19 protein-coding genes, 2 tRNA genes and 2 rRNA genes are annotated in these 20,164 nt (G+C 54.4%); 10 read left to right on the plus strand and 13 right to left on the minus strand.

Annotated elements, in window-relative coordinates; genetic code table 11:
- Nucleotides 1-136: 136 nt before the first annotated feature.
- Nucleotides 137-976: a MurR/RpiR family transcriptional regulator gene (locus MUU51_RS22005; protein WP_258968603.1), complete on the minus strand. Its 840-nt coding sequence runs from the start codon at nucleotides 974-976 to the stop codon at nucleotides 137-139.
- Nucleotides 977-1,086: 110 nt separating this feature from the next.
- Between MUU51_RS22005 and MUU51_RS22010 the strand changes: the two genes are divergently transcribed.
- Genes MUU51_RS22010 through hpxZ form a run of 4 tightly spaced genes read left to right on the plus strand, consistent with a single transcriptional unit; the run spans nucleotide 1,087 to nucleotide 4,624 of the window.
- Nucleotides 1,087-2,673: a gamma-glutamyltransferase family protein gene (locus MUU51_RS22010; protein WP_258968633.1), complete on the plus strand. Its 1,587-nt coding sequence runs from the start codon at nucleotides 1,087-1,089 to the stop codon at nucleotides 2,671-2,673.
- 9 nt (nucleotides 2,674-2,682) lie between these two features.
- The gene (hpxX, locus tag MUU51_RS22015) at nucleotides 2,683-2,871 is read left to right on the plus strand and encodes an oxalurate catabolism protein HpxX (RefSeq protein ID WP_159775929.1); all 189 of its coding nucleotides are present in this window, start codon (nucleotides 2,683-2,685) and stop codon (nucleotides 2,869-2,871) included.
- Nucleotides 2,868-4,244 carry an AtzE family amidohydrolase gene (locus tag MUU51_RS22020; protein WP_258968604.1) on the plus strand — a complete coding sequence of 459 codons (1,377 nt, stop codon included), beginning with the start codon at nucleotides 2,868-2,870 and terminating at the stop codon, nucleotides 4,242-4,244. Before hpxX ends, MUU51_RS22020 begins: the two co-directional genes overlap by 4 nt.
- Nucleotides 4,241-4,624: an oxalurate catabolism protein HpxZ gene (gene hpxZ, locus MUU51_RS22025; protein WP_258968605.1), complete on the plus strand. Its 384-nt coding sequence runs from the start codon at nucleotides 4,241-4,243 to the stop codon at nucleotides 4,622-4,624. Before MUU51_RS22020 ends, hpxZ begins: the two co-directional genes overlap by 4 nt.
- A 71-nt stretch (nucleotides 4,625-4,695) precedes the next feature.
- Here the strand turns inward: hpxZ and puuE are convergent, their stop codons facing one another.
- Both puuE and hpxA read right to left on the minus strand, forming a co-directional pair.
- Nucleotides 4,696-5,643, minus strand: coding sequence for an allantoinase PuuE (gene puuE / locus MUU51_RS22030; protein WP_258968606.1), 948 nt, complete (start codon nucleotides 5,641-5,643; stop codon nucleotides 4,696-4,698).
- Nucleotides 5,644-5,678: 35 nt separating this feature from the next.
- Entirely contained in the window at nucleotides 5,679-6,413 is a 735-nt protein-coding gene (gene hpxA, locus MUU51_RS22035) for an allantoin racemase (RefSeq protein ID WP_258968607.1), read from the minus strand.
- Nucleotides 6,414-6,639: 226 nt separating this feature from the next.
- Here hpxA and MUU51_RS22040 point away from each other — a divergent pair, with 226 nt between their 5' ends.
- Nucleotides 6,640-8,109 carry an NCS1 family nucleobase:cation symporter-1 gene (locus tag MUU51_RS22040; protein ID WP_258968608.1) on the plus strand — a complete coding sequence of 490 codons (1,470 nt, stop codon included), beginning with the start codon at nucleotides 6,640-6,642 and terminating at the stop codon, nucleotides 8,107-8,109.
- Between the two features lie 120 nt (nucleotides 8,110-8,229).
- Nucleotides 8,230-8,754 carry a rhodanese family protein gene (locus MUU51_RS22045; protein WP_258968609.1) on the plus strand — a complete coding sequence of 175 codons (525 nt, stop codon included), beginning with the start codon at nucleotides 8,230-8,232 and terminating at the stop codon, nucleotides 8,752-8,754.
- 107 nt (nucleotides 8,755-8,861) lie between these two features.
- Here MUU51_RS22045 and MUU51_RS22050 read toward each other — a convergent pair.
- Both MUU51_RS22050 and dnaQ read right to left on the minus strand, forming a co-directional pair.
- Nucleotides 8,862-8,938, minus strand: a tRNA-Asp gene (locus MUU51_RS22050).
- A gap of 128 nt (nucleotides 8,939-9,066) precedes the next feature.
- Nucleotides 9,067-9,798 (minus strand): DNA polymerase III subunit epsilon, encoded by a 732-nt coding sequence (gene dnaQ, locus MUU51_RS22055; protein ID WP_258968610.1) that lies wholly within the window; start codon nucleotides 9,796-9,798, stop codon nucleotides 9,067-9,069.
- 64 nt (nucleotides 9,799-9,862) lie between these two features.
- On the opposite strand from dnaQ, the gene rnhA reads away from it, so the two are divergent.
- The gene (rnhA, locus tag MUU51_RS22060; RefSeq protein WP_509908851.1) at nucleotides 9,863-10,330 is read left to right on the plus strand and encodes a ribonuclease HI; all 468 of its coding nucleotides are present in this window, start codon (nucleotides 9,863-9,865) and stop codon (nucleotides 10,328-10,330) included.
- On the opposite strand, the gene MUU51_RS22065 is transcribed toward rnhA, so the two are convergent.
- Nucleotides 10,327-11,049 (minus strand): class I SAM-dependent methyltransferase, encoded by a 723-nt coding sequence (locus MUU51_RS22065; protein ID WP_159775890.1) that lies wholly within the window; start codon nucleotides 11,047-11,049, stop codon nucleotides 10,327-10,329. The genes rnhA and MUU51_RS22065 overlap by 4 nt on opposite strands.
- Before the next feature lie 33 nt (nucleotides 11,050-11,082).
- On the opposite strand from MUU51_RS22065, the gene gloB reads away from it, so the two are divergent.
- On the plus strand, nucleotides 11,083-11,838 hold the full coding sequence (gloB, locus tag MUU51_RS22070; protein ID WP_159775888.1) for a hydroxyacylglutathione hydrolase: 756 nt from the start codon (nucleotides 11,083-11,085) through the stop codon (nucleotides 11,836-11,838).
- 72 nt (nucleotides 11,839-11,910) lie between these two features.
- Nucleotides 11,911-13,275, plus strand: coding sequence for a murein transglycosylase D (gene mltD / locus MUU51_RS22075; RefSeq protein ID WP_159775886.1), 1,365 nt, complete (start codon nucleotides 11,911-11,913; stop codon nucleotides 13,273-13,275).
- Nucleotides 13,276-13,322: 47 nt separating this feature from the next.
- Here the strand turns inward: mltD and MUU51_RS22080 are convergent, their stop codons facing one another.
- From MUU51_RS22080 to MUU51_RS22090, 3 genes are all read right to left on the minus strand, one after another.
- Nucleotides 13,323-14,093, minus strand: coding sequence for a class I SAM-dependent methyltransferase (locus tag MUU51_RS22080; protein WP_258968611.1), 771 nt, complete (start codon nucleotides 14,091-14,093; stop codon nucleotides 13,323-13,325).
- Nucleotides 14,094-14,176: 83 nt separating this feature from the next.
- Nucleotides 14,177-14,977 carry an endonuclease/exonuclease/phosphatase family protein gene (locus tag MUU51_RS22085; RefSeq protein WP_159775882.1) on the minus strand — a complete coding sequence of 267 codons (801 nt, stop codon included), beginning with the start codon at nucleotides 14,975-14,977 and terminating at the stop codon, nucleotides 14,177-14,179.
- Nucleotides 14,978-15,111: 134 nt separating this feature from the next.
- Nucleotides 15,112-16,296, minus strand: coding sequence for an MFS transporter (locus MUU51_RS22090; RefSeq protein WP_258968612.1), 1,185 nt, complete (start codon nucleotides 16,294-16,296; stop codon nucleotides 15,112-15,114).
- 104 nt (nucleotides 16,297-16,400) lie between these two features.
- Between MUU51_RS22090 and yafC the strand changes: the two genes are divergently transcribed.
- Nucleotides 16,401-17,297, plus strand: a complete 897-nt coding sequence (gene yafC / locus MUU51_RS22095; protein ID WP_159775878.1) for a DNA-binding transcriptional regulator YafC — start codon at nucleotides 16,401-16,403, stop codon at nucleotides 17,295-17,297.
- A 28-nt stretch (nucleotides 17,298-17,325) separates the two neighbouring features.
- Here yafC and dkgB read toward each other — a convergent pair whose 3' ends face one another.
- The 4 genes from dkgB to MUU51_RS22115 all read right to left on the minus strand — a co-directional run.
- The gene (gene dkgB / locus MUU51_RS22100) at nucleotides 17,326-18,129 is read right to left on the minus strand and encodes a 2,5-didehydrogluconate reductase DkgB (protein WP_258968613.1); all 804 of its coding nucleotides are present in this window, start codon (nucleotides 18,127-18,129) and stop codon (nucleotides 17,326-17,328) included.
- 164 nt (nucleotides 18,130-18,293) lie between these two features.
- Nucleotides 18,294-18,370 (minus strand) — tRNA-Asp (locus tag MUU51_RS22105).
- A gap of 56 nt (nucleotides 18,371-18,426) precedes the next feature.
- Nucleotides 18,427-18,542, minus strand: a 5S ribosomal RNA gene (rrf, locus tag MUU51_RS22110).
- Between the two features lie 93 nt (nucleotides 18,543-18,635).
- Nucleotides 18,636-20,164 (minus strand): 23S ribosomal RNA (locus tag MUU51_RS22115); the annotation flags it as partial.

The following is a 20,164-nucleotide window of genomic DNA, read 5'->3' on the forward strand; positions in this document are numbered from 1 at the left end:
ATTCTTTAATATCGTTTTTGCAACGAATGTGCCAGCGCATTTTTTCCACTTAGCACGTGACTCAGGCTCATTATTCCGCACCGCATTGATTCAAAACGGCACCCAGTGCAGGTGCAATTGCACCAACACAGGGCGTTTAACGCTGTTCCAGTTCATCGAGGGAGTGATAAAGATCGGCGATGCGATGAATGCGCTGCCGTCCGTCGCTGAGCGTGCTGTGCAGTAAGGCGTTGGCGAGTAAGTTCACCAGGCTCATGGCGCTGCTGTAGCTGTCAAATGCCGAGACGCTGTCCAGCGGGGCCGCAAAATGCCAGCGGCAGCGGGCGCGGATCCCGACAGCCTGCGGTTCGCTCAGCACCAGTACCTGCGCCTGTTGGGCCTGCAACGCCTCGAGCAGCGGGCGGATCACCCGTGGACGGCGACGAAATGCCACCACAATAACCAAATCATCCGGGGTGATATCCACCACTTCTTCCGCCAGTGTCTGACCGGGCTGCGGCATTAGCCAGACGTTGCCGCGGCTTTGCATCAGCTGTTGGCGCAGATGCAGCGCCACCGGGCTGCTGTTACGCAGGCCGACGATAAACACACGCTTCGCAGCGCTGAGGGCAGCGACCACTTCGGCGAACAGGTCGGCATCCAGCGCATTGACCCATTGGGTGAGATTCGCCATTTCCTGTTTATAGTGACGCGCCAGCAGCGTGTTACCCTGCACCGCATCACGATCGCCGGTGAGCGGCATCCCGCTCTGGCGCAGGGTTCGCAGCTCGTCGCGCATGTCTTTGAAGCGCTCATAACCCAGATGCCGGAACAGGCGACTGACGGTGGCCTTGGATACCCCGCTGAGGCGAGCCAGCTCGGCACTGTTGTAGCTCACCAAATCGTCAAAGTGATCCATGATGAACGACGCCACGCGCTGTTCCTGTGGAGAAAGTTCGTTGTAACACGCCCTCAGGCGCTCATCCAGCTGCTGCATATCTCGTCTCCTGCAACTTTCGTTTCAACTCAGGCTGACACAGCAAAAGCTCACTCGTCAATCTGGAACGTTTTTTGCCTGATGAGGAAGAAGAGCGTCCACGGAGAAACATTATGCAAAGTAATCTGGCCCCCGGTGCCATGGCGGTAACCCCTCATCATCTCGCCAGCGAATCGGCGCTTTCAGTGCTGCGTCACGGTGGCGATGCCATTGAAGCGATGGTGGCGGCGGCGGCGACCATTGCCGTGGTGTATCCCCACATGAACGGCATTGGCGGCGACGGTTTCTGGCTGATTGTTCCGCCCGGCGGCGAGCCGATTGCCATTGACGCCAGCGGGGCCTCCGGGACGCAGGCGACGCTGGCGTATTACGACGGTCATGCCAGCATCCCACATCGCGGTGCGAAAGCCGCGCTGACCGTGCCGGGCACCGTGAGCGGCTGGGATGAAGCACTGAACGTTTCCGCAGGACTTGGCGGCGGGCAGCTTCCGCTTTCACGTCTGCTTGCGGATGCAATTCGCTATGCCGCCGACGGCATTCCGGTGACCCGTTCACAGGTAAGCGCTACGCAGAGTAAATATCATGAGCTTTCCGGCGTGCCAGGCTTTGCAGGGACCTTTTTACAGCACGGCGAAGTGCCCGCGGCAGGCAGCCGTTTCTGCCAGCCGCGCCTCGCCCGCACCTTAACGCGGCTGGCGAATGACGGGCTAGACAGCTTTTATCGCGGGCCGCTGGCGCAGCTGATGGCGGAAGAGTTTCAGGCCACCGGGTGTCCGCTGACGGCACAGGATCTCGCCGGACATCGCGCTCGCCGTCGCGTGCCGTTGAAGCTCAGCCACCAGCTGGGCGATATTTTCAATATGACGCCGCCGACCCAGGGACTGGTGTCGCTGGCGATCCTCGGTATTACCGATCACCTCGACATGGCCAACGCTGACGAGGTTCAGACCATCCACCGCATCGTAGAAGCCACTAAACAGGCGTTCAGCCTGCGCGATAAATACATCACCGACCCGCGCCATGTGACGCTGCCAGTGCAAAGCCTGCTGGAAACCGCCCCGTTGCAGGAGATGGCGACCAGCATTGACGATAATCACGCCGCGCCGTGGGGCAAAGGCAAAGGCCCGGGCGATACCGTCTGGCTCGGTGTTATCGACGGCAACGGGCTGGCAGTGTCGTTTATTCAGAGCATTTATCACGAGTTTGGCAGCGGCGTGGTGCTACCCGAAAGCGGCATTCTGTTGCAAAACCGTGGCGCGGCGTTCAGCCTCGACCCAGATCACCTGCTGGCGCTGGCGCCGGGCAAACAGCCTTTCCACACACTCAACCCGGCGGCGGCGCGTCTGAAAGACGGTCGCACGATGGTGTACGGCACCATGGGCGGCGACGGTCAGCCGCAAACTCAGGCGGCGATTTTCACTCGTCATGTGATTCAGGGTATGCCGTTGCAGGAAGCGGTTGCCGCTCCGCGCTGGCTACTGGGCCGCACCTGGGGCCAGTCGACGGATTCGCTCAAGCTGGAGGGCCGTTTCAGCGAGACCACTTTCAGCGCGCTGCGGGAAAAAGGGCACGACGTGGAATGGCTGCCGGGCATGAGTGAAGCGATGGGCCACGCCGGAGCGATTGTCCGTCATCCCAACGGCATGCTGGAAGGGGCATACGATCCGCGCAGCAACGGCAGCGCAGCAGGATTCTAAGGAGCGATGATGAACGAGAATACGTTTAACTGGCCTGAATATATTCTGCTGATGGAACAGCTGTTGGCGGTGCCGCTGGATGCGCCGCGCCGGACAGAGCTGGCGGTCCAGCTTAGCCGGATTGCCTCGATGGCCGAGCCGCTGATGGCGTTTGAGCTGCCGCTCCGCCAGGACGGTGCAGGAGTGTATCAACTATGACACTGAGCATTCGGGACATTCAGCAAGGCTTACGCTACCGCCAGTTCAGCGCGGTGGAACTGGCGCAGCAGACGCTGGTCCGCATTGAGCGGGATAACCCGCAGGTGAACGCCTTCACCAAAGTCACGGCAGAACGCATGCTGCGCGAAGCCGCTGATATTGACGTGCGCTTGCGTCAGGGAGAGGCCCTCCCGCCACTCGCGGGCGTGCCGTTTGCGGTGAAAAATTTATTTGATATCGAAGGCGTGACCACGCTCGCAGGGGCACAACTGTTCAGCGAAATGCCGCCTGCAACAGCTGATGCGTTTGCCGTGCAGCAGTTGCGGCGGGCAGGCGCGACGCTTGCGGGGGCGCTGAATATGGACGCCTACGCCTACGGCTTTACGACGGAAAACAGCCATTACGGCCCGACCCGTAACCCGCGAGATTTGAACCGCATTGCGGGTGGATCTTCGGGGGGATCAGCCGCGGCAGTGGCCGCAAAGCTGGTGAACTTTACGCTCGGCACCGACACCAACGGCTCGATCCGCGTGCCCGCCTCGCTGTGCGGCGTTCTGGGCCTGAAGCCGACGTTTGGCCGTTTGTCGCGATCCGGCAGCCATCCATTTGTCGCCAGCCTCGATCACATCGGCCCGCTGGCGCGCTTTACCGACGATCTGGCCCACGTTTATGATGCCTTGCAGGGCCACGATCCGGACGATAAATGGCAGTCCTCCCGGGATGTTTCGCCCGTTTCATCAATGCTGTCACAGACAACAAATCTGCGCTGCGCCGTGCTGGGCGGCTGGTTTGATGAAGGGAGCGACTGTAGCGCTCGCGATGCGGTAGCCCGCGTGGCACACGCGCTTGGCGCAAATGAAAAACTGGAGTTGCCGAACGTGGCGCTGGCCCGTTCCGCCGCTTTTTTGCTGTCTGCAGCGGAAGGCGGCAACCACTATTTACCCGCGCTACGCAATGATGCAGAACGCTTTGAGCCTAACTCCCGTGAACGCCTGCTGGCGGGCGCGATGACGCCGTCGGCCTGGTACACCCAGGCGCAGCGCTTCCGGGCATGGTTTCGCGATACGACGCTACCGCTGTTTAATGATTTTGATCTGCTGATCGCCCCGGCGACGCCGTGCAGCGCGACGCTGATTGGCGACACCACAATGCGCATTAACGGCATCGAACTGCCGATCAAAGCCAGCATGGGTATGCTGACGCAGCCGATTTCGTTTCTGGGTTTACCGGTGGTCAGCGTGCCGCTCAAAACCCACAGCGGTTTGCCCATCGGTGTGCAGATTATTGGCGCGCCGTGGCAGGAAGCGCAGTGTTTGCAAGCCGCCTGGCAGCTTGAACAAGCCGGTATTCTTTATCAACAGGAAGACATATGACGCCCGAAAACATTGACCGCCCGGCGGTGCTGAACGACGTGACCAGCGCATTTTATCGTTATGAAAAAGCCTTAACCAGCAATGACATTGCGGTGCTGGATGAACTGTTTTGGGATGATGGACGTACGGTGCGCTACGGCGCGACGGAGAATTTGTATGGAATCGCGGAGATCCGTGATTTCCGTAATTCTCGGCCTTCAAAGGGGTTAGATCGGCTGCTGCACCATACGACGATCACCACGTACGGCGAGGACATGGCGGTGGCAAGTACCGAGTTTACCCGTGAGAACAGCGAGCGCGTCGGCCGCCAGATGCAGACCTGGGTGAAATTCCCCTGCGGCTGGCGCATCGTAGCGGCGCATGTGAGTTTGATGGGGTGATTTTTTTGCCAGTGCATTTTTCTTTCACCCTCTCCAGGGGGAGAGGGTCAGGGTGAGGGCGCCACGATATATCAGGCGATACCGTTGAACGGGTGCGTTTTCACCCAGTGTTCGGCGATATCCTGACGGCGACAAATCCACACATCATCGTGGCTCTGCACATAATCCAGAAAACGCTGCAGCGCGCGAAAACGTCCTGGTCTGCCTAACAGGCGGCAGTGCATGCCAATCGACATCATTTTGGGTGACGTCTCTCCTTCTTCATATAGCACATCAAAACTGTCTTTCAGATAGGTGTAAAACTGCTCGGCGGTGTTGAAACCCTGGGCGGTGGCGAAGCGCATGTCGTTGGCGTCCAGGGTGTAGGGCACAATCAGATGCGGTTTGCTGTCGACCGTGGTCCAGAACGGCAGATCATCGCCGTAATAATCGCTGTCGTAGAGAAAACCGCCCTGCTCTGCCACCAGCTGGCGGGTGTTCGGGCTGTCACGCCCGGTGTACCAGCCGAGCGGCTTTTGGCCAAACAGCGCGTCGAGAATTTCGACCGCCTGCTGCATGTGCTGGCGTTCGGTCTGAATATCAAGATTCTGGTAGTGTATCCAACGCCATCCGTGGCTGACCACGTCGTAGTCTGCGGCTTTTATGGCGTCAACGATGGCCGGGTTACGCGCCAGGGCCATCGCCACACCGAACACCGTCAGCGGTAAACCGCGCTTTTGAAATTCCTGATGAATGCGCCAGAATCCGGCACGAGAGCCGTATTCGTAGAGGGAATCCATCGACATATGTTTGTCGGGGAAGCTGGGCGCACCAATGATGTCAGAGAGAAACTGCTCGGAACCACTGTCGCCGTGCAGGATGTGGTTTTCACCGCCCTCTTCAAAATTGAGTACAAACTGGACGGCGATGCGCGCGCCGCCTGGCCACTGTGCATGCGGCGGTTGGCCGGCGTAGCCCGCCATGTCACGAGGGTAGTTTTCGGTAAAATGCCAGACGCGCTTATCCGTTGCTGATTGCATACTGATTCGACCTCTTTCTCAGATGGCCGTCGTCGTTAGCTCAAGATATCGAAGCCTCCGCTCAACGGCTTTTTATTGGGGTACGCGAGATCGCCGTATTTACTGGTGCCAAGACCCAGCGCCACAAGCGATTCCACCATTTTCACGGCCGCAGTTACGCCATCAATCACCGGGATGCCCAGCTCCTGCGTCAGCTCGCGGGCAAGGTTCGCCATGCCGCCGCAGCCAAGGACAATCGCCCCGCTGCCGTCTTCGCGTTTTGCCTGAATACAACGCTCGCGTACTTTCATCTGAGCAAGACCCGTGCCATCTTCCAGCGCCAGCACCGGTAAATCGATGGCGTGTAGCGCCGCGCAGTGATGTTCGAAACCATACTGCTGCAATAAATGACGGGCGATGATCACCGTGCGCGGCAGCGTGGTGACGATGGAAAAGCGTGTGGCCACCAGCGTCGCCATGTGCATCGCCGCTTCGGCAATGCCCACCACCGGCCCGCTGGCCAGTTCACGCGCCGCGAGTAATCCCGGATCGCCAAAGCAGGCAATCACATGCCCCTGTGCGCCCTGCGCTTTGCCGTGTTTGATCTGCTCCAGCACGCCAATCGCCGCGATGGCTTCATCAAAATGGCCTTCAATCGACTCCACGCCCTGAGTCGGACAGGTCGCAAGAATGGTGGTGCCCGGAGCCGCGACGCTGCGGGCCGCTTCGCCAATGGTGTGCGTCATGGCGGCGCTGGTGTTGGGATTGATCACTTGAATCAAATGTTGCATCGAACGACGTCCTCTTGTTGTTTTGCCCTGTCGTGTAGCACCACGCCTGGGCAGTAAAATGGTTATCCGCACTGTAATAATGCACATCCTGTGCCCGCACAGCCACGTTTGTGTGTGTTATCGCCCTTTCACGCTCTGTATTTCTTGATAACAGAATCTGGCCCGATTAATGCAACAAAAGTTTCAGACATTCCGTCAGCATCTGTTTTTTAAAGGAGCAGATTTCATGCCAAATCAGAAACCAGAGTACAAATCGAGCTACAGCCCAAGACTGACCAACAACGATCTGGCGCCAACTCAGCAACAGAGTTGGTCGTGGTACAACATATTTTCGTTCTGGATGTCCGATGTGCATAGCATGGGCGGCTATGTGGTGGCCGCAAGCTTCTTTACCCTCGGCTTAGCCAGCTGGCAGGTACTGCTTTGCCTGTTGGCGGGTATTTGTATCGTGCAATTGTGCGCCAACCTGGTGGCGAAACCCAGCCAAATGGCGGGCGTGCCGTACGCCGTGATTAGCCGTCAGGCGTTTGGCGTGTTCGGCGCCAATATTCCGGCAGTGATCCGCGGCCTGATTGCCTTTGCGTGGTACGGCATCCAGACCTACCTGGCGGCCAACGCGCTGATGCTGGTCGGCCTGAAGTTTTGGCCTTCTCTGGCCTCGTTGACTACCGACCATTTCCTCGGACTGTCGCATTTGGGCTGGCTCTGTTTTGGCATTATGTGGGTGCTGCAGGCGCTGGTGTTCTGGCACGGTATGAGCGCCATTAAGCGCTTTATCGATATCGCCGGTCCGGCCGTGTATATCGTGATGATGGCGCTGGCGGGCTGGATTTTGTATCAGACCGGGCTGGACGGCATTTCCTTTACGCTTGCCAGCAAACAGCTGAGTGCCGGAGAGCAAACCTGGCAGATGATCACTGCCACAGCACTGGTTGTTTCCTATTTTTCCGGCCCGCTGCTGAACTTTGGCGACTTCTCGCGTTACGGCAAAAGTATGCAGGAAATTCGTCGCGGCAACCGCTGGGGGCTACCGTTCAACTTCCTGCTGTTCTCGATTGTGACGGTGATTATTGTTTCCGGCTCGCAGTCGCTGTTTGGCCGCATGATTACCGATCCGATTGAAACCGTGAGCCACGTCGGCAACAGCGTGGCGATGGCCATTGGCCTGCTGACGATGATCACCGCGACCATTGGGATCAATATCGTGGCGAACTTTGTCTCGCCTGCGTTCGACTTCTCGAACTGTTCTCCGCAGAAAATCAGCTTCCGCACCGGAGGGATGATTGCCGCCGTGGGCTCTGTGCTGCTGACGCCATGGAATCTGTTCCAGTCGCCGGAGCTGATTCACTATACGCTCGACGTGCTGGGCGCATTTATCGGCCCGCTGTTCGGGATCCTGCTGGCAGATTTTTATCTGATTAAGCGCGGAAAAGTGGTGGTCGACGATTTATTTACCGTCTCCCCTGCTGGCCGTTACTGGTACAAAAATGGCTTTAACCCCAAAGCGATTGCCGCGCTTGCCCCGTCGGTGGCGGTTGGGCTTATCATTAGCTTTATCCCGGCCCTGCATGAAGTGGCTAACTTCAGCTGGTTTATCGGCGCGTTCCTGAGCGCAGGCTGCTATCGCTGGATTGCGCGCCACGATAAAGAAGGTGTGAGCCAGGCCTTCAGCGGCGTGGAGATTGCCAAAGAGTAAGTTTCGCGGGCCTGAATGCCTGAGGATTCGGGCCCGTAAATTGATCCCCCGACAGACACGGACAGCAATAATTAAGGTAGGATGCCCAACATAAATGACGGGTTATCAATAAGGAACGCTATGACCATCCCTTCACTTTCCCCCGCTGAGGCCAGAACGCTTCTGGCACAGGGCGCGGCCCTGATAGACATTCGCGAACCGGATGAATACGCTCGCGAAAATATTGCCGAAGCGCATTTACTCTCGCTTTCCGCTATCGAAAATGGCGACCGGCTTGGGCCTTTCGAAGACTACGATACGGTGATTTTCTATTGTCAGTCTGGCACGCGCACCGCGCAGAATGCACAAAAGCTGGCGCAGGCGGTGGCCCCGGCGAAAGTGTTTATTCTTGAAGGGGGCCTGAACGGCTGGAAGAAAACGGGTGAAGCAGTCCTGAAGGATAAGTCTCAGCCGCTGCCCATGATGCGGCAGGTGCAAATCGTAGCGGGTACGCTGATTCTGGTTGGCGTGATTCTGGGCTACAGCGTTCATCAGGCATTCTTCCTGCTTTCCGGTTTTGTCGGCGCGGGTTTGCTGTTTGCTGGCATCAGCGGATTTTGCGGGATGGCGCGTTTGCTGGGCGTGATGCCCTGGAACCGCCGCTAGAATTGATTTCCCCTGTCAGGTGCATCATGCCAGGGGAAGCATTTGCCGTTGAGAACGACAGAAACGACGAAGGCCTGAATCATTGCTGATTCAGGCCTTCTGAATAGTGGCGGAACGGACGGGACTCGAACCCGCGACCCCCTGCGTGACAGGCAGGTATTCTAACCGACTGAACTACCGCTCCACTGTTCCCTTGGGAACGAGGCGAATATTACGGATTCCCCGATCCTGCGTCAACGCTTTTTCTTAAGTTTTGAATCAGTTGCTGCAAAAATCGCCCACATGCTGCTTTTCAGCACGTGTTTACGGGTTTCAGGCGCGCCAGAGACAGCTTCCGCCTTTCTTTTGCACCAGGTCGAGGCGCGATTCGTGGGCCGCTAACTCTTCTTCACTGGCGGAAATCACGCGTAATGCGCTGGCTCCACGCGCAATGCGCTGAATTCCAGAGTCATTACCCTGCTGCTGGTTGTCCCCTTCCATCGCAAACTTCATCGACGTTTGTCCGCCAGTCATCAGCAAATAGACGTCGGCCAGAATCTGGCTATCGAGCAATGCGCCGTGTAGCGTACGTTTACTGTTGTCTATTTCATAGCGCGAGCACAACGCATCGAGACTGTTACGCTTGCCGGGGAACATTTTACGCGCCAGCGCGAGGCTGTCGGTGACTTTGCAGAAAGTGTTGGTCCTGGCAATGCCACGGTTGAGTTTGGCAAACTCGTAGTCCATAAAGCCGATATCGAACGATGCGTTATGGATGACCAACTCTGCGCCCTGAATGTATTCGATAAACTCGTCGGCAATGTCGGCGAAGGTGGGTTTGTCGAGCAGGAACTCATCGGCAATCCCGTGAACGCCGAATGCTTCCGGATCGACCAGGCGGTCAGGTTTGAGATAAACGTGGAAGTTGTTACCCGTTAAACGACGGTTGATCACCTCGACCGCACCGATTTCAATGATCTTGTGCCCTTCGTAATGCGCACCGATCTGGTTCATACCAGTGGTTTCCGTATCGAGGACGATCTGTCGGGTAATTGCAGTGCTCATATCGTTCATTTATGTCAGACTTACCGTTTTCGTGTCGATTTCAATTAAAGGAAGTCTACCAGAGATGCTTAAACAGGTAGAAATTTTCACCGATGGTTCTTGCCTCGGTAACCCAGGCCCTGGCGGCTACGGCGCAATTTTACGCTTTCGTCAGCATGAGAAAACCTTTAATGAAGGTTATTACCTGACTACCAACAACCGTATGGAGTTGATGGCCGCCATTGTGGCACTTGAAGCGCTGAAAGAGCATTGTGAAATCACCCTCAGCACCGACAGCCAGTACGTTCGCCAGGGGATTACCCAGTGGATCCACAACTGGAAAAAACGCGGCTGGAAAACGGCAGACAAAAAGCCGGTGAAGAATGTCGACCTCTGGCAGCGTCTCGACGCCGCGCTCAGCCAGCATAAAATTCAGTGGGAATGGGTAAAAGGTCATTCTGGCCATCCAGAAAACGAACGCTGTGATGAACTTGCCCGCGCAGCAGCTATGAGCCCGACGCAGGCAGATACAGGTTACAAACCGGAAAGTTAATCTTGCGGTTTCCGATACTGGCGCGTGGCGCCGACCGTCTGACGCATCGGGTTCCTGGATTTGCTTTGCCGCGCTGGGTTGAGCGTCAGCGGCACCGTTCTTTTACGTGCAACAATCACCTGTAAACAGCCTAATGCGGGCACATGCGTGCTCAGGATCCGCCCGCCCTGGCGGGTCCAGGGCAATACCTGAAAGCGGCTCTGATGCAGCACTTCAAAATTGAGTACTCCCAACCAGTCGAGCTGACGCATCAGGCTAAACATCCGGCTATTATAAGGCATGCGGTTGCGCAGAACCGGCACCATCTTACGTAACCCCATCAGACTGACCGGGTTGAATGCCGTCAATATGAGCCAGCCGTCATCAATCAAAACACGATCGGCTTCTCGCAGCAAACTGTGCGGGTCCTGACACCAGGGCAAAGTGTGCGCCAGTAAACAGGCATCAACCGACTTTTCGGCAAACGGTAAATGTAGCGGGTCGGCCTTCACCTGCATCGGGTCACCATCGAGCGATACGTTGACCTGATGGGAGATTGCGCACGCATCGGTATTGATTTCCGCGCTCAAATTGCCGATTTTAAGCAGATGAAACCCATAAAGTTTCGCCATCCACGGCTTTAACTGTTGTTCCAGCGCTTCACGATAGTATTCACCCCAGGGCATTTCCGCCCAGTGGTTTGGCGCCGTAACTGTCAGAGGTATCCTTGCCGGTTTCATCACAACCTTCCGCAACATTATGAGAGGTAATCAATGAATCTTAACAGTATTCCCGCATTTCAGGACAACTACATCTGGGTGCTGAGTCAGGACGATGGCAAGTGTTTGATTGTCGACCCTGGCGAAGCGGCGCCAATCCTTGCTGCGATTGCTGAAAACAATTGGCAGCCGCAGGCCATTTTATTGACTCATCACCACCACGATCACGTTGGCGGTGTGAAAGAACTGACGCAAAAATTCCCGGGACTTGTGGTGTATGGTCCGCAAGAGACACAAGATAAAGGGGCCACCCATATCGTTAAAGAAGGTGATACGGTCGATGTTTTGGGATGCGAATTTTCTGTAATTGCGACTCCAGGGCATACCTTAGGCCACGTGTGTTTCTTTAGCGACCCTTACCTTTTTTCTGGCGACACGCTGTTTTCCGGGGGATGTGGACGCCTCTTTGAAGGCTCTCCAGAGCAGATGTATCAGTCACTTCAGAAATTACAGGCACTTCCAGACCATACAGTGGTGTGTTGCGCCCATGAATATACATTAGCAAATGTTAAGTTTGCATTGAGTGTTCTACCCCATGATCGGGCGATAAACGAATACTATAAAGAAGTGAATGAGTTACGTGCAAAAAAGCAAAAAACACTACCCGTAATTCTGAAAAATGAGCGTCGAAGTAATGTATTCCTGAGGACAGATGACCATGATTTAATTGAAGAAATTTCCAAAGAAACAAATTTGCAACAACCTGAGCAGCGTTTTGCATGGTTAAGGTCAAAGAAAGATAACTTCTAAGTACCCAGGGTTGCCTTTTAATTTTTTCGCCGTTATGATTGCTCGTCTTTTAAGCAACTATTGACCACACACATGAAGGCACGAGCGATATTACTCGCCTCTGTCCTGCTAGTGGGTTGCCAGGCCAATCGAGATGGTAACGTACAACAGCATGCACAGAGCCTTTCTGCGGCTAGTCAAGGGGAAGCAGGGAAGTTTGCAAGTCAAGCGCGATGGATGGACGATGGAACATTTTATGCGCAGGATCAGGACTTGTGGGCTTCTATTGGCGGCGAGCTAAAGATGGGAATTCCGGATAATGGCCGGATTCGCGAACAGAGACAAAAGTATTTACGTAATAAGAGCTATCTCCACGATGTAACTTTACGGGCAGAGCCGTATATGTACTGGATAGCAGGGCAAGTTAAGAAACGTAACATGCCTATGGAACTGGTACTACTACCCATAGTGGAGAGCGCTTTTGACCCCCATGCAACGTCTGGCGCCAATGCCGCAGGCATCTGGCAGATCATTCCGAGCACAGGACGCAATTATGGTTTAAAACAGACCCGCGCATATGACGCGCGTCGCGATGTTGTTGCTTCTACTACGGCAGCACTCGATATGATGCAGCGTCTGAATAAGATGTTTGACGGCGACTGGTTGTTAACGGTCGCAGCGTATAACAGCGGCGAAGGTCGTGTGATGAAGGCAATGAAAGCGAACAAATCGCGGGGCAAACCTACCGATTTCTGGTCGCTGTCATTACCTCAGGAAACGAAGATTTACGTGCCTAAGATGCTGGCCTTGAGCGATATTCTCAAGAACAGCAAACGCTATGGCGTTCAGCTGCCGACGGCAGATGAAAGTCGTGCACTGGCTCGCGTTCGACTGGATAGCCCTGTTGATGTGAAGCAAGTGGCGGATATGGCCGGTATTTCAGTCACCAAGCTGAAGGCGTTTAATGCGGGCGTTAAGGGTTCTACCCTTGGAGCCAGCGGACCAAAGTATGTGATGGTTCCGCAAAAGCATGCCGACCAGTTACGTGAGTCTCTGGCCTCTGGCGATATCGCCGCGGTTCAGCCGACTCTGGTGGCCGATAATTCACCGATGACCAGCCGTAGCTATAGGGTACGTTCAGGTGACACCCTTTCGGGTATTGCGGCACGCCTTGGCGTGACATCGAAAGATCTGCAGCAGTGGAATTCACTGCGCGGCGCGCACCTTAAAGTGGGTCAGAACCTGACTGTAGGCGCAGGTAGCAGTGCATCTCGTCTCGCGAAAAACAGCGATAGCATTACATATCGCGTTCGCAAAGGAGATTCGCTGTCGAGTATCGCTAAGCGTCACGGCGTGAACATCAATGATGTTGTGCGCTGGAACGATGATACCGACAACCTGAAGCCGGGTGATCAGCTGACGCTATTTGTTAAAAACAGCGACAGACCCGATTCCTGATAAACCAGTCCAGAAAAAAAGCACCGATTCCCTCGGTGCTTTTTTATTTATGCGGCTTTATGCGCCTCGGCCATGATGGTGTCGCTGGTAAACGACCCCTCCTCCTGCAGCTCAAAATACTCCTTCACTTCCTGAGACGCACTTTCCTGATACAGACGAATAGCGGCACACAAAGCCTCTGGCGTCCGCATGCGCGCTACCCAGGAGCTGTATTCCAGCGGTAAACGGTCTGTAATCAAGCTATCGGTAATCAGCCCGGCCTCGTTGATCATTGAGAACCACTCCCCGCTCGAGTAATTACGCACATGTGAGGTGTCACGCAATGCTTCAACGGTCTGCAACCAGACGTCTCTCAACGGATGGCCGGGAGACATGATGTCCATGATGATGAATACGCCACCCGGCTTCAGTACGCGTTTGATTTCGCGCATCGCCTGCCCCACGTCATGCCAGTGATGCGCGGAATAACGGCTGATCACCACATCGTAAGAGGCGTCGTCAAAGGGCAAAATTTCCGCATAACCCTGTGACGTCGTGATGTTGTTCAGTCCTTTGTCCTTCGCCGCCTGTTTCACCACTTCGAGCATTTGTGCTGACAAGTCGTAAGCCGTTACCTGTGCAACGTGCGCGGCGGCGACGAAACTCGCATGCCCTGCCCCACAGCCGAGATCCAGCACTTTTGCCTGCGGGAATGCGCTCAGTCGCTCGCCCAGACGCTGCAAATCACGCCCTGTTGAATGTACCGCGCTGGTTAAATAGGCACTTGCCTGGGAGCCAAACTGTTTATCGACATTGTTGTGGTGAGATTGCGTTGTCATTGTATTGTCCTTCGGTTGATTGAATGATGAAAGGGCAGCACCTTACGTGCACAGGCCTGCCCCACGGCAGACCTGACTTACCTTTATCGCTCAGGTTTACCGGGACTGAATTCCACTAGTAGCGGATTGTGATCGGATGCGCGAGTCACCAGAACGGAGGCTTCATGTACATTCAGACCACGGTAGAACACAAAATCGAGAGGGCGACCGAACGCACGGCGGCGCTGATCGTCGGTGAAGCGGACTTCCCGCAGTGACATTTCACGCGCAAAGCGATAAAGCGCATTCATTCGCGGACGGCTCCAGGCATTAAAATCGCCTGCCATAATAATAGGCCCGCTGTGATGAGCAATTTGATCGCCAATCGGTAAAAGCTGTTTACTGTAGACGTCGACACCCAGACTGAAATTGACCGCGTGAATATTGACGACCATCAGCAGACGAGAGTCCGGTAACGGATAGACCGTGACCAGCGCCGACTTTGCCAGGCGCAGAATGGGCTCACGTTCACGTAACGGGCAGCAGTAAACCGGATGGGCCGACGATAACGTCATCACGCCAGAAGGATGCTGCGGCAAAACAAAGGCAGGCACCTGATCGGCGGCCAGATAATGGGTGGTGGCAAAACGCACCAGTTCAGGCGTCGTTTGAGCTTCCTGGAGCAAGACCAGATGGGCATCTTTACCAAAATTTTTCAGCACCGATAACCATTCGGCGCGCTGCTGCTTAAAAATATTCCACACCAGAACGCGAATTTTTGCTTCGCTACTCAGCGGTTCACCGGCGGGCAATGCCTTACCAATAGTCGCGAACGAACCGGGAGGTAAGATCCTCTCGGCCGGTTGTCCGGCAACATAACGCATGGCATAGGTATTTTTTCGCACTTTAGTTTTAGGGCCTCAATAACAGAAAAACCACGCTGACATCACAGTGTGGTTCTTCTGTTATAGGGACTTTTGCTCACAGTTTCAACGCTATTTTCCAGAAAGATACGCCACAGACTGTAAGCAAATAAGGACTATGTTCGCGGGGCAAGCGCCACTTTTGCAGGTTTATCGAGACGTCCGCTGAGCCCGATTAACAGGAAAGCGGCAAATACGATAACCGCGCCGATCCATGGTGTCTGTGCCAGGCCGTAATGCTCTACGGTTTGACCACCAATGATCGATCCCAGTGCAATGCCCACGTTAAAGGCCGCAATGTTCAGACCAGAGGCGACATCAACTGCGGTAGGTGTGTACAGTTCAGCTTTCTGTACGACGTACACCTGCAGGCCAGGAACGTTGCCGAAGGCAAAAATCCCCATAACTAATACCGTGGCAAGTGCTGCATATTGCATCGAAGCCGTGAACTGGATCACCAACAGCAGGATCATCAACGCGGCGAAGATGATTTTTAGCGCCGGAACTGCGCCATGTTTATCGGCAAGTTTACCGCCCCAAATATTGCCAATAGCAACCGAAACACCGTAGCCCAACAGGATCCAGCTTACTGCGTTTGGTGAAAAACCGGCCAGGTTTTGCATCATTGGTGCAAGGAAGGTAAAGGCGGTGAAGACGCCACCATAACCCAGAGCAGTTATCGCATAGATAATTAGTAAGCGAGGATGAGTCAGCACCTGCAATTGTTCGCGAAGCGTTGCGGTCGCACGCTGCGGAATATTTTTAGGCACCAGAATAAAACTGCTGATTAAGGCGATAACCCCCAGCAACGAGACGGCCAGGAAAGTTTCACGCCAGCCGAAATGCTGGCCAATAACCGTCCCCAATGGCACACCCGTTACCAGAGCTACGGTCAGCCCACCAAACATAATGGCGATGGCCGAAGCGGCTTTTTCTTTCGGCACCAGGCTGGTTGCGATGGTTGACCCAATGGAGAAGAACACGCCATGCGCCAGACCCGTCAGCAAACGCGCCAGCACCAGCGTACCGTAACCCGGTGCCTGCCAGGCCAGCAGATTACCTGCGGTAAACACCACCATCAACGCCAGCAGCAACTGCTTGCGTGGCATCCGGCCTGTGAGTGCGGTGAGGACCGGTGCACCAATCGCCACGCCAAGGGCGTAGATAGACACCAACAGTCCCGCAGAGGGTAAAGAAACAGAAAGTTGTTCAGCAATCGTCGGGACCAGGCCGACTATGACAAACTCCGTTGTGCCAATTGCAAAGGCACTGATCGTCAGGGCAAGTAGCGCCAGTGGCATAATTTACTCCGTATCATCAGGATTAAGATGACACGAAGTATGCGCCAGTGTTTAAATAACAAAAATGATCAAAATATCAATAGAATTTTGCAGGTGGTGCAACAATGAGAGCAACATCCGAAGAAATTGCCATCTTTGTTGCGGTGGTAGAAAGCGGCAGCTTTAGCCGTGCTGCAGAGCAGCTTGGCCAGGCGAATTCAGCTGTCAGCCGCGCCGTCAAAAAGCTGGAGTCAAAACTGGGCGTCAGCTTGTTGAATCGCACTACGCGTCAGCTGAGCCTGACTGAAGAAGGTGAGCGCTATTTCCGCCGTATGCAGGGTGTTTTGCAGGAGATGGCCGCTGCCGAAAATGAATTAATGGAAGCGCGACATACACCACGTGGATTGTTGCGTATTGATGCGGCAACGCCCGTGATTCTCCATTATCTGATGCCGCTGATTAAGCCTTTTCGCGAGCGTTACCCTGAAATCACGTTATCTCTGGTCTCTTCGGAAACATTCATCAATCTCATTGAGCGTAAGGTTGATGTGGCGATCCGTGCTGGAACCTTAACAGACTCCAGCCTGCGTGCGCGGCCTCTGTTTACCAGTTACCGGAAAATCATCGCTTCACCGGATTACGTGGAGCGTTTCGGAAAACCGGAAACGGTGGAAGAGCTGAAGCAACATCAGTGTCTCGGATTCACCGAGCCTACGTCACTCAATACCTGGCCAATTTCCTGCTGTGATGGGCAGTTGCACGAGGTAACGTCAGAGATATCGTCTAACAGTGGCGAAACGCTGAAACAGCTTTGCCTAAGCGGCAATGGTATCGCCTGCCTGTCGGATTATATGGTGGATAACGAGATTGCAAGAGGGGAATTTGTAGAGCTGATGGCCGATAAAAAACTGCCGGTGGAGATGCCGTTTAGCGCCGTCTACTACAGTGACCGGGCGGTCAGCACACGTATTCGGGCGTTCATTGATTTTCTGAGCGAGCACGAAGCTCAGCGTAAAAAGTAAATTGGGGGCAATGATGCCCCCATTTTGATTAATCCCAGTTCGGCGCCAGACCTTCTGGGCTCACCAGACGATCGTTGCATTCCAGGGTAGCAATCGCCGCTCTGTCAGCATCATCCAGCTTGAGATCTTGTGCCAGCAGGTTGCTCGCCAGGTTCTCACGTTTAGTTGATGACGGGATCACAGCATAGCCTTCTCCCATCGCCCACGCCAGAATCACCTGCGCAGGTGTCGCACCGTGTTTGTCTGCAATCCCCTGAATAACTTCATCTTTCAGCGCTTTGCCATAAGCCAGCGTCATGTACGAAGTGATGTGAATGCCCTGTTTTTTGGCCCACTCAACAACGTTTCGGTTTTGCAGATACGGTGAGAGCTCAATCTGATTGGTGGCAATATTTTCTGCCCCAACCGCTGCAATCGCTTTTTCCATCAGTGGGATGGTGAAGTTAGAAATACCAATCTCACGCGTCAGTCCACTTTTCTTAGCTTCCAGTAGCGCCTGTATAAACTCTTCAACAGAAACAGCATCTTGTGGTGATGGCCAGTGGATCAAAGTTAGATCCACGTAATCCGTACGAAGCTTTCTCAGACTTTCTTTGAGGCTTGGGATCAGCGCATCTTTGCTCAGATTTTCAGTCCAGACCTTAGTCGTGATAAACAATTCGCTTCGTGAAACACCGCTTTCAGCGATCGCCTGACCAACTGCAGCCTCATTATCATAAATCTGGGCGGTATCGACAGCGCGATAACCGAGCTCGAGAGCCGTTTTTACTGATGCGATAACTACGTCGTCTTTAAGACGGAATGTACCTAAACCAAATACAGGGATTGTCATAACTTCCTCATGAATTACTTTATGTGTGCTTTCAGAGGATTATCGCGGGTGCGGATGAGAAGAAAAAGAGTCAAAACCGCAGAGGATTTTTGCGATTATGGCAATAATGGATGGGTTTAGACAAAAGAAAAAGCCCTGAGCATCTACTCAGGGCTTTTAATAAGTGGCGGAACGGACGGGACTCGAACCCGCGACCCCCTGCGTGACAGGCAGGTATTCTAACCGACTGAACTACCGCTCCACCGAATTTCTTTACAACAACCGGTTTTATGCCCCGGTCTGACTTGCTAATTTGATGCCTGGCAGTTCCCTACTCTCGCATGGGGAGACCCCACACTACCATCGGCGCTACGGCGTTTCACTTCTGAGTTCGGCATGGGGTCAGGTGGGACCACCGCGCTGTTGCCGCCAGGCAAATTCTGTTTCCGGAACGCTTAAAAGCACCCCAGCTAATCTGTTATCAAGCTAAAAATTTCGTCTCTTCGCCAAAACATCTTCGGCGTTGTAAGGTTAAGCCTCACGGTTCATTAGTATCGGTTAGCTCAACGTATCGCTACGCTTACACACCCGACCTATCAACGTCGTAGTCTTCAACGTTCCTTCAGGACTCTCAAGGAGTCAGGGAGAACTCATCTCGGGGCAAGTTTCGTGCTTAGATGCTTTCAGCACTTATCTTTTCCGCATTTAGCTACCGGGCAATGCCATTGGCATGACAACCCGAACACCAGTGATGCGTCCACTCCGGTCCTCTCGTACTAGGAGCAGCCCCCCTCAATTCTCCAGCGCCCACGGCAGATAGGGACCGAACTGTCTCACGACGTTCTAAACCCAGCTCGCGTACCACTTTAAATGGCGAACAGCCATACCCTTGGGACCTACTTCAGCCCCAGGATGTGATGAGCCGACATCGAGGTGCCAAACACCGCCGTCGATATGAACTCTTGGGCGGTATCAGCCTGTTATCCCCGGAGTACCTTTTATCCGTTGAGCGATGGCCCTTCCATTCAGAACCACCGGATCACTATGACCTGCTTTCGCACCTGCTCGAGCCGTCACTCTCGCAGTCAAGCTAGCTTATGCCATTGCACTAACCTCCTGATGTCCGACCAGGATTAGCTAACCTTCGTGCTCCTCCGTTACTCTTTGGGAGGAGACCGCCCCAGTCAAACTACCCACCAGACACTGTCCGCAACCCGGATCACGGGTCTACGTTAGAACACCAGCCATTAAAGGGTGGTATTTCAAGGTTGGCTCCACAAGAACTGGCGTCCTCGCTTCAAAGCCTCCCACCTATCCTACACATCAAGGACCAGTGTTCAGTGTCAAGCTATAGTAAAGGTTCACGGGGTCTTTCCGTCTTGCCGCGGGTACACTGCATCTTCACAGCGAGTTCAATTTCACTGAGTCTCGGGTGGAGACAGCCTGGCCATCATTACGCCATTCGTGCAGGTCGGAACTTACCCGACAAGGAATTTCGCTACCTTAGGACCGTTATAGTTACGGCCGCCGTTTACCGGGGCTTCGATCAAGAGCTTCTCCACAAGGGATAACCCCATCAATTAACCTTCCGGCACCGGGCAGGCGTCACACCGTATACGTCCACTTTCGTGTTTGCACAGTGCTGTGTTTTTAATAAACAGTTGCAGCCAGCTGGTATCTTCGACTGATTTCAGCTCCATCCGCAGGGACTTCACCTACATATCAGCGTGCCTTCTCCCGAAGTTACGGCACCATTTTGCCTAGTTCCTTCACCCGAGTTCTCTCAAGCGCCTTGGTATTCTCTACCTGACCACCTGTGTCGGTTTGGGGTACGATTTCGTGTTACCTGATGCTTAGAGGCTTTTCCTGGAAGCAGGGCATCTGTTACTTCAGTACCGTAGTACCTCGTCATCACACCTCAGCGTTAACAAGAGTCCGGATTTACCTAAACTCTCCGCCTACATGCTTAAACCGGGACAACCGTCGCCCGGATAACATAGCCTTCTCCGTCCCCCCTTCGCAGTAACACCAAGTACAGGAATATTAACCTGTTTCC

It is taken from the genome of Scandinavium manionii, assembly GCF_024764775.1.
Classification (GTDB): Bacteria; Pseudomonadota; Gammaproteobacteria; order Enterobacterales; family Enterobacteriaceae; genus Scandinavium; species Scandinavium manionii.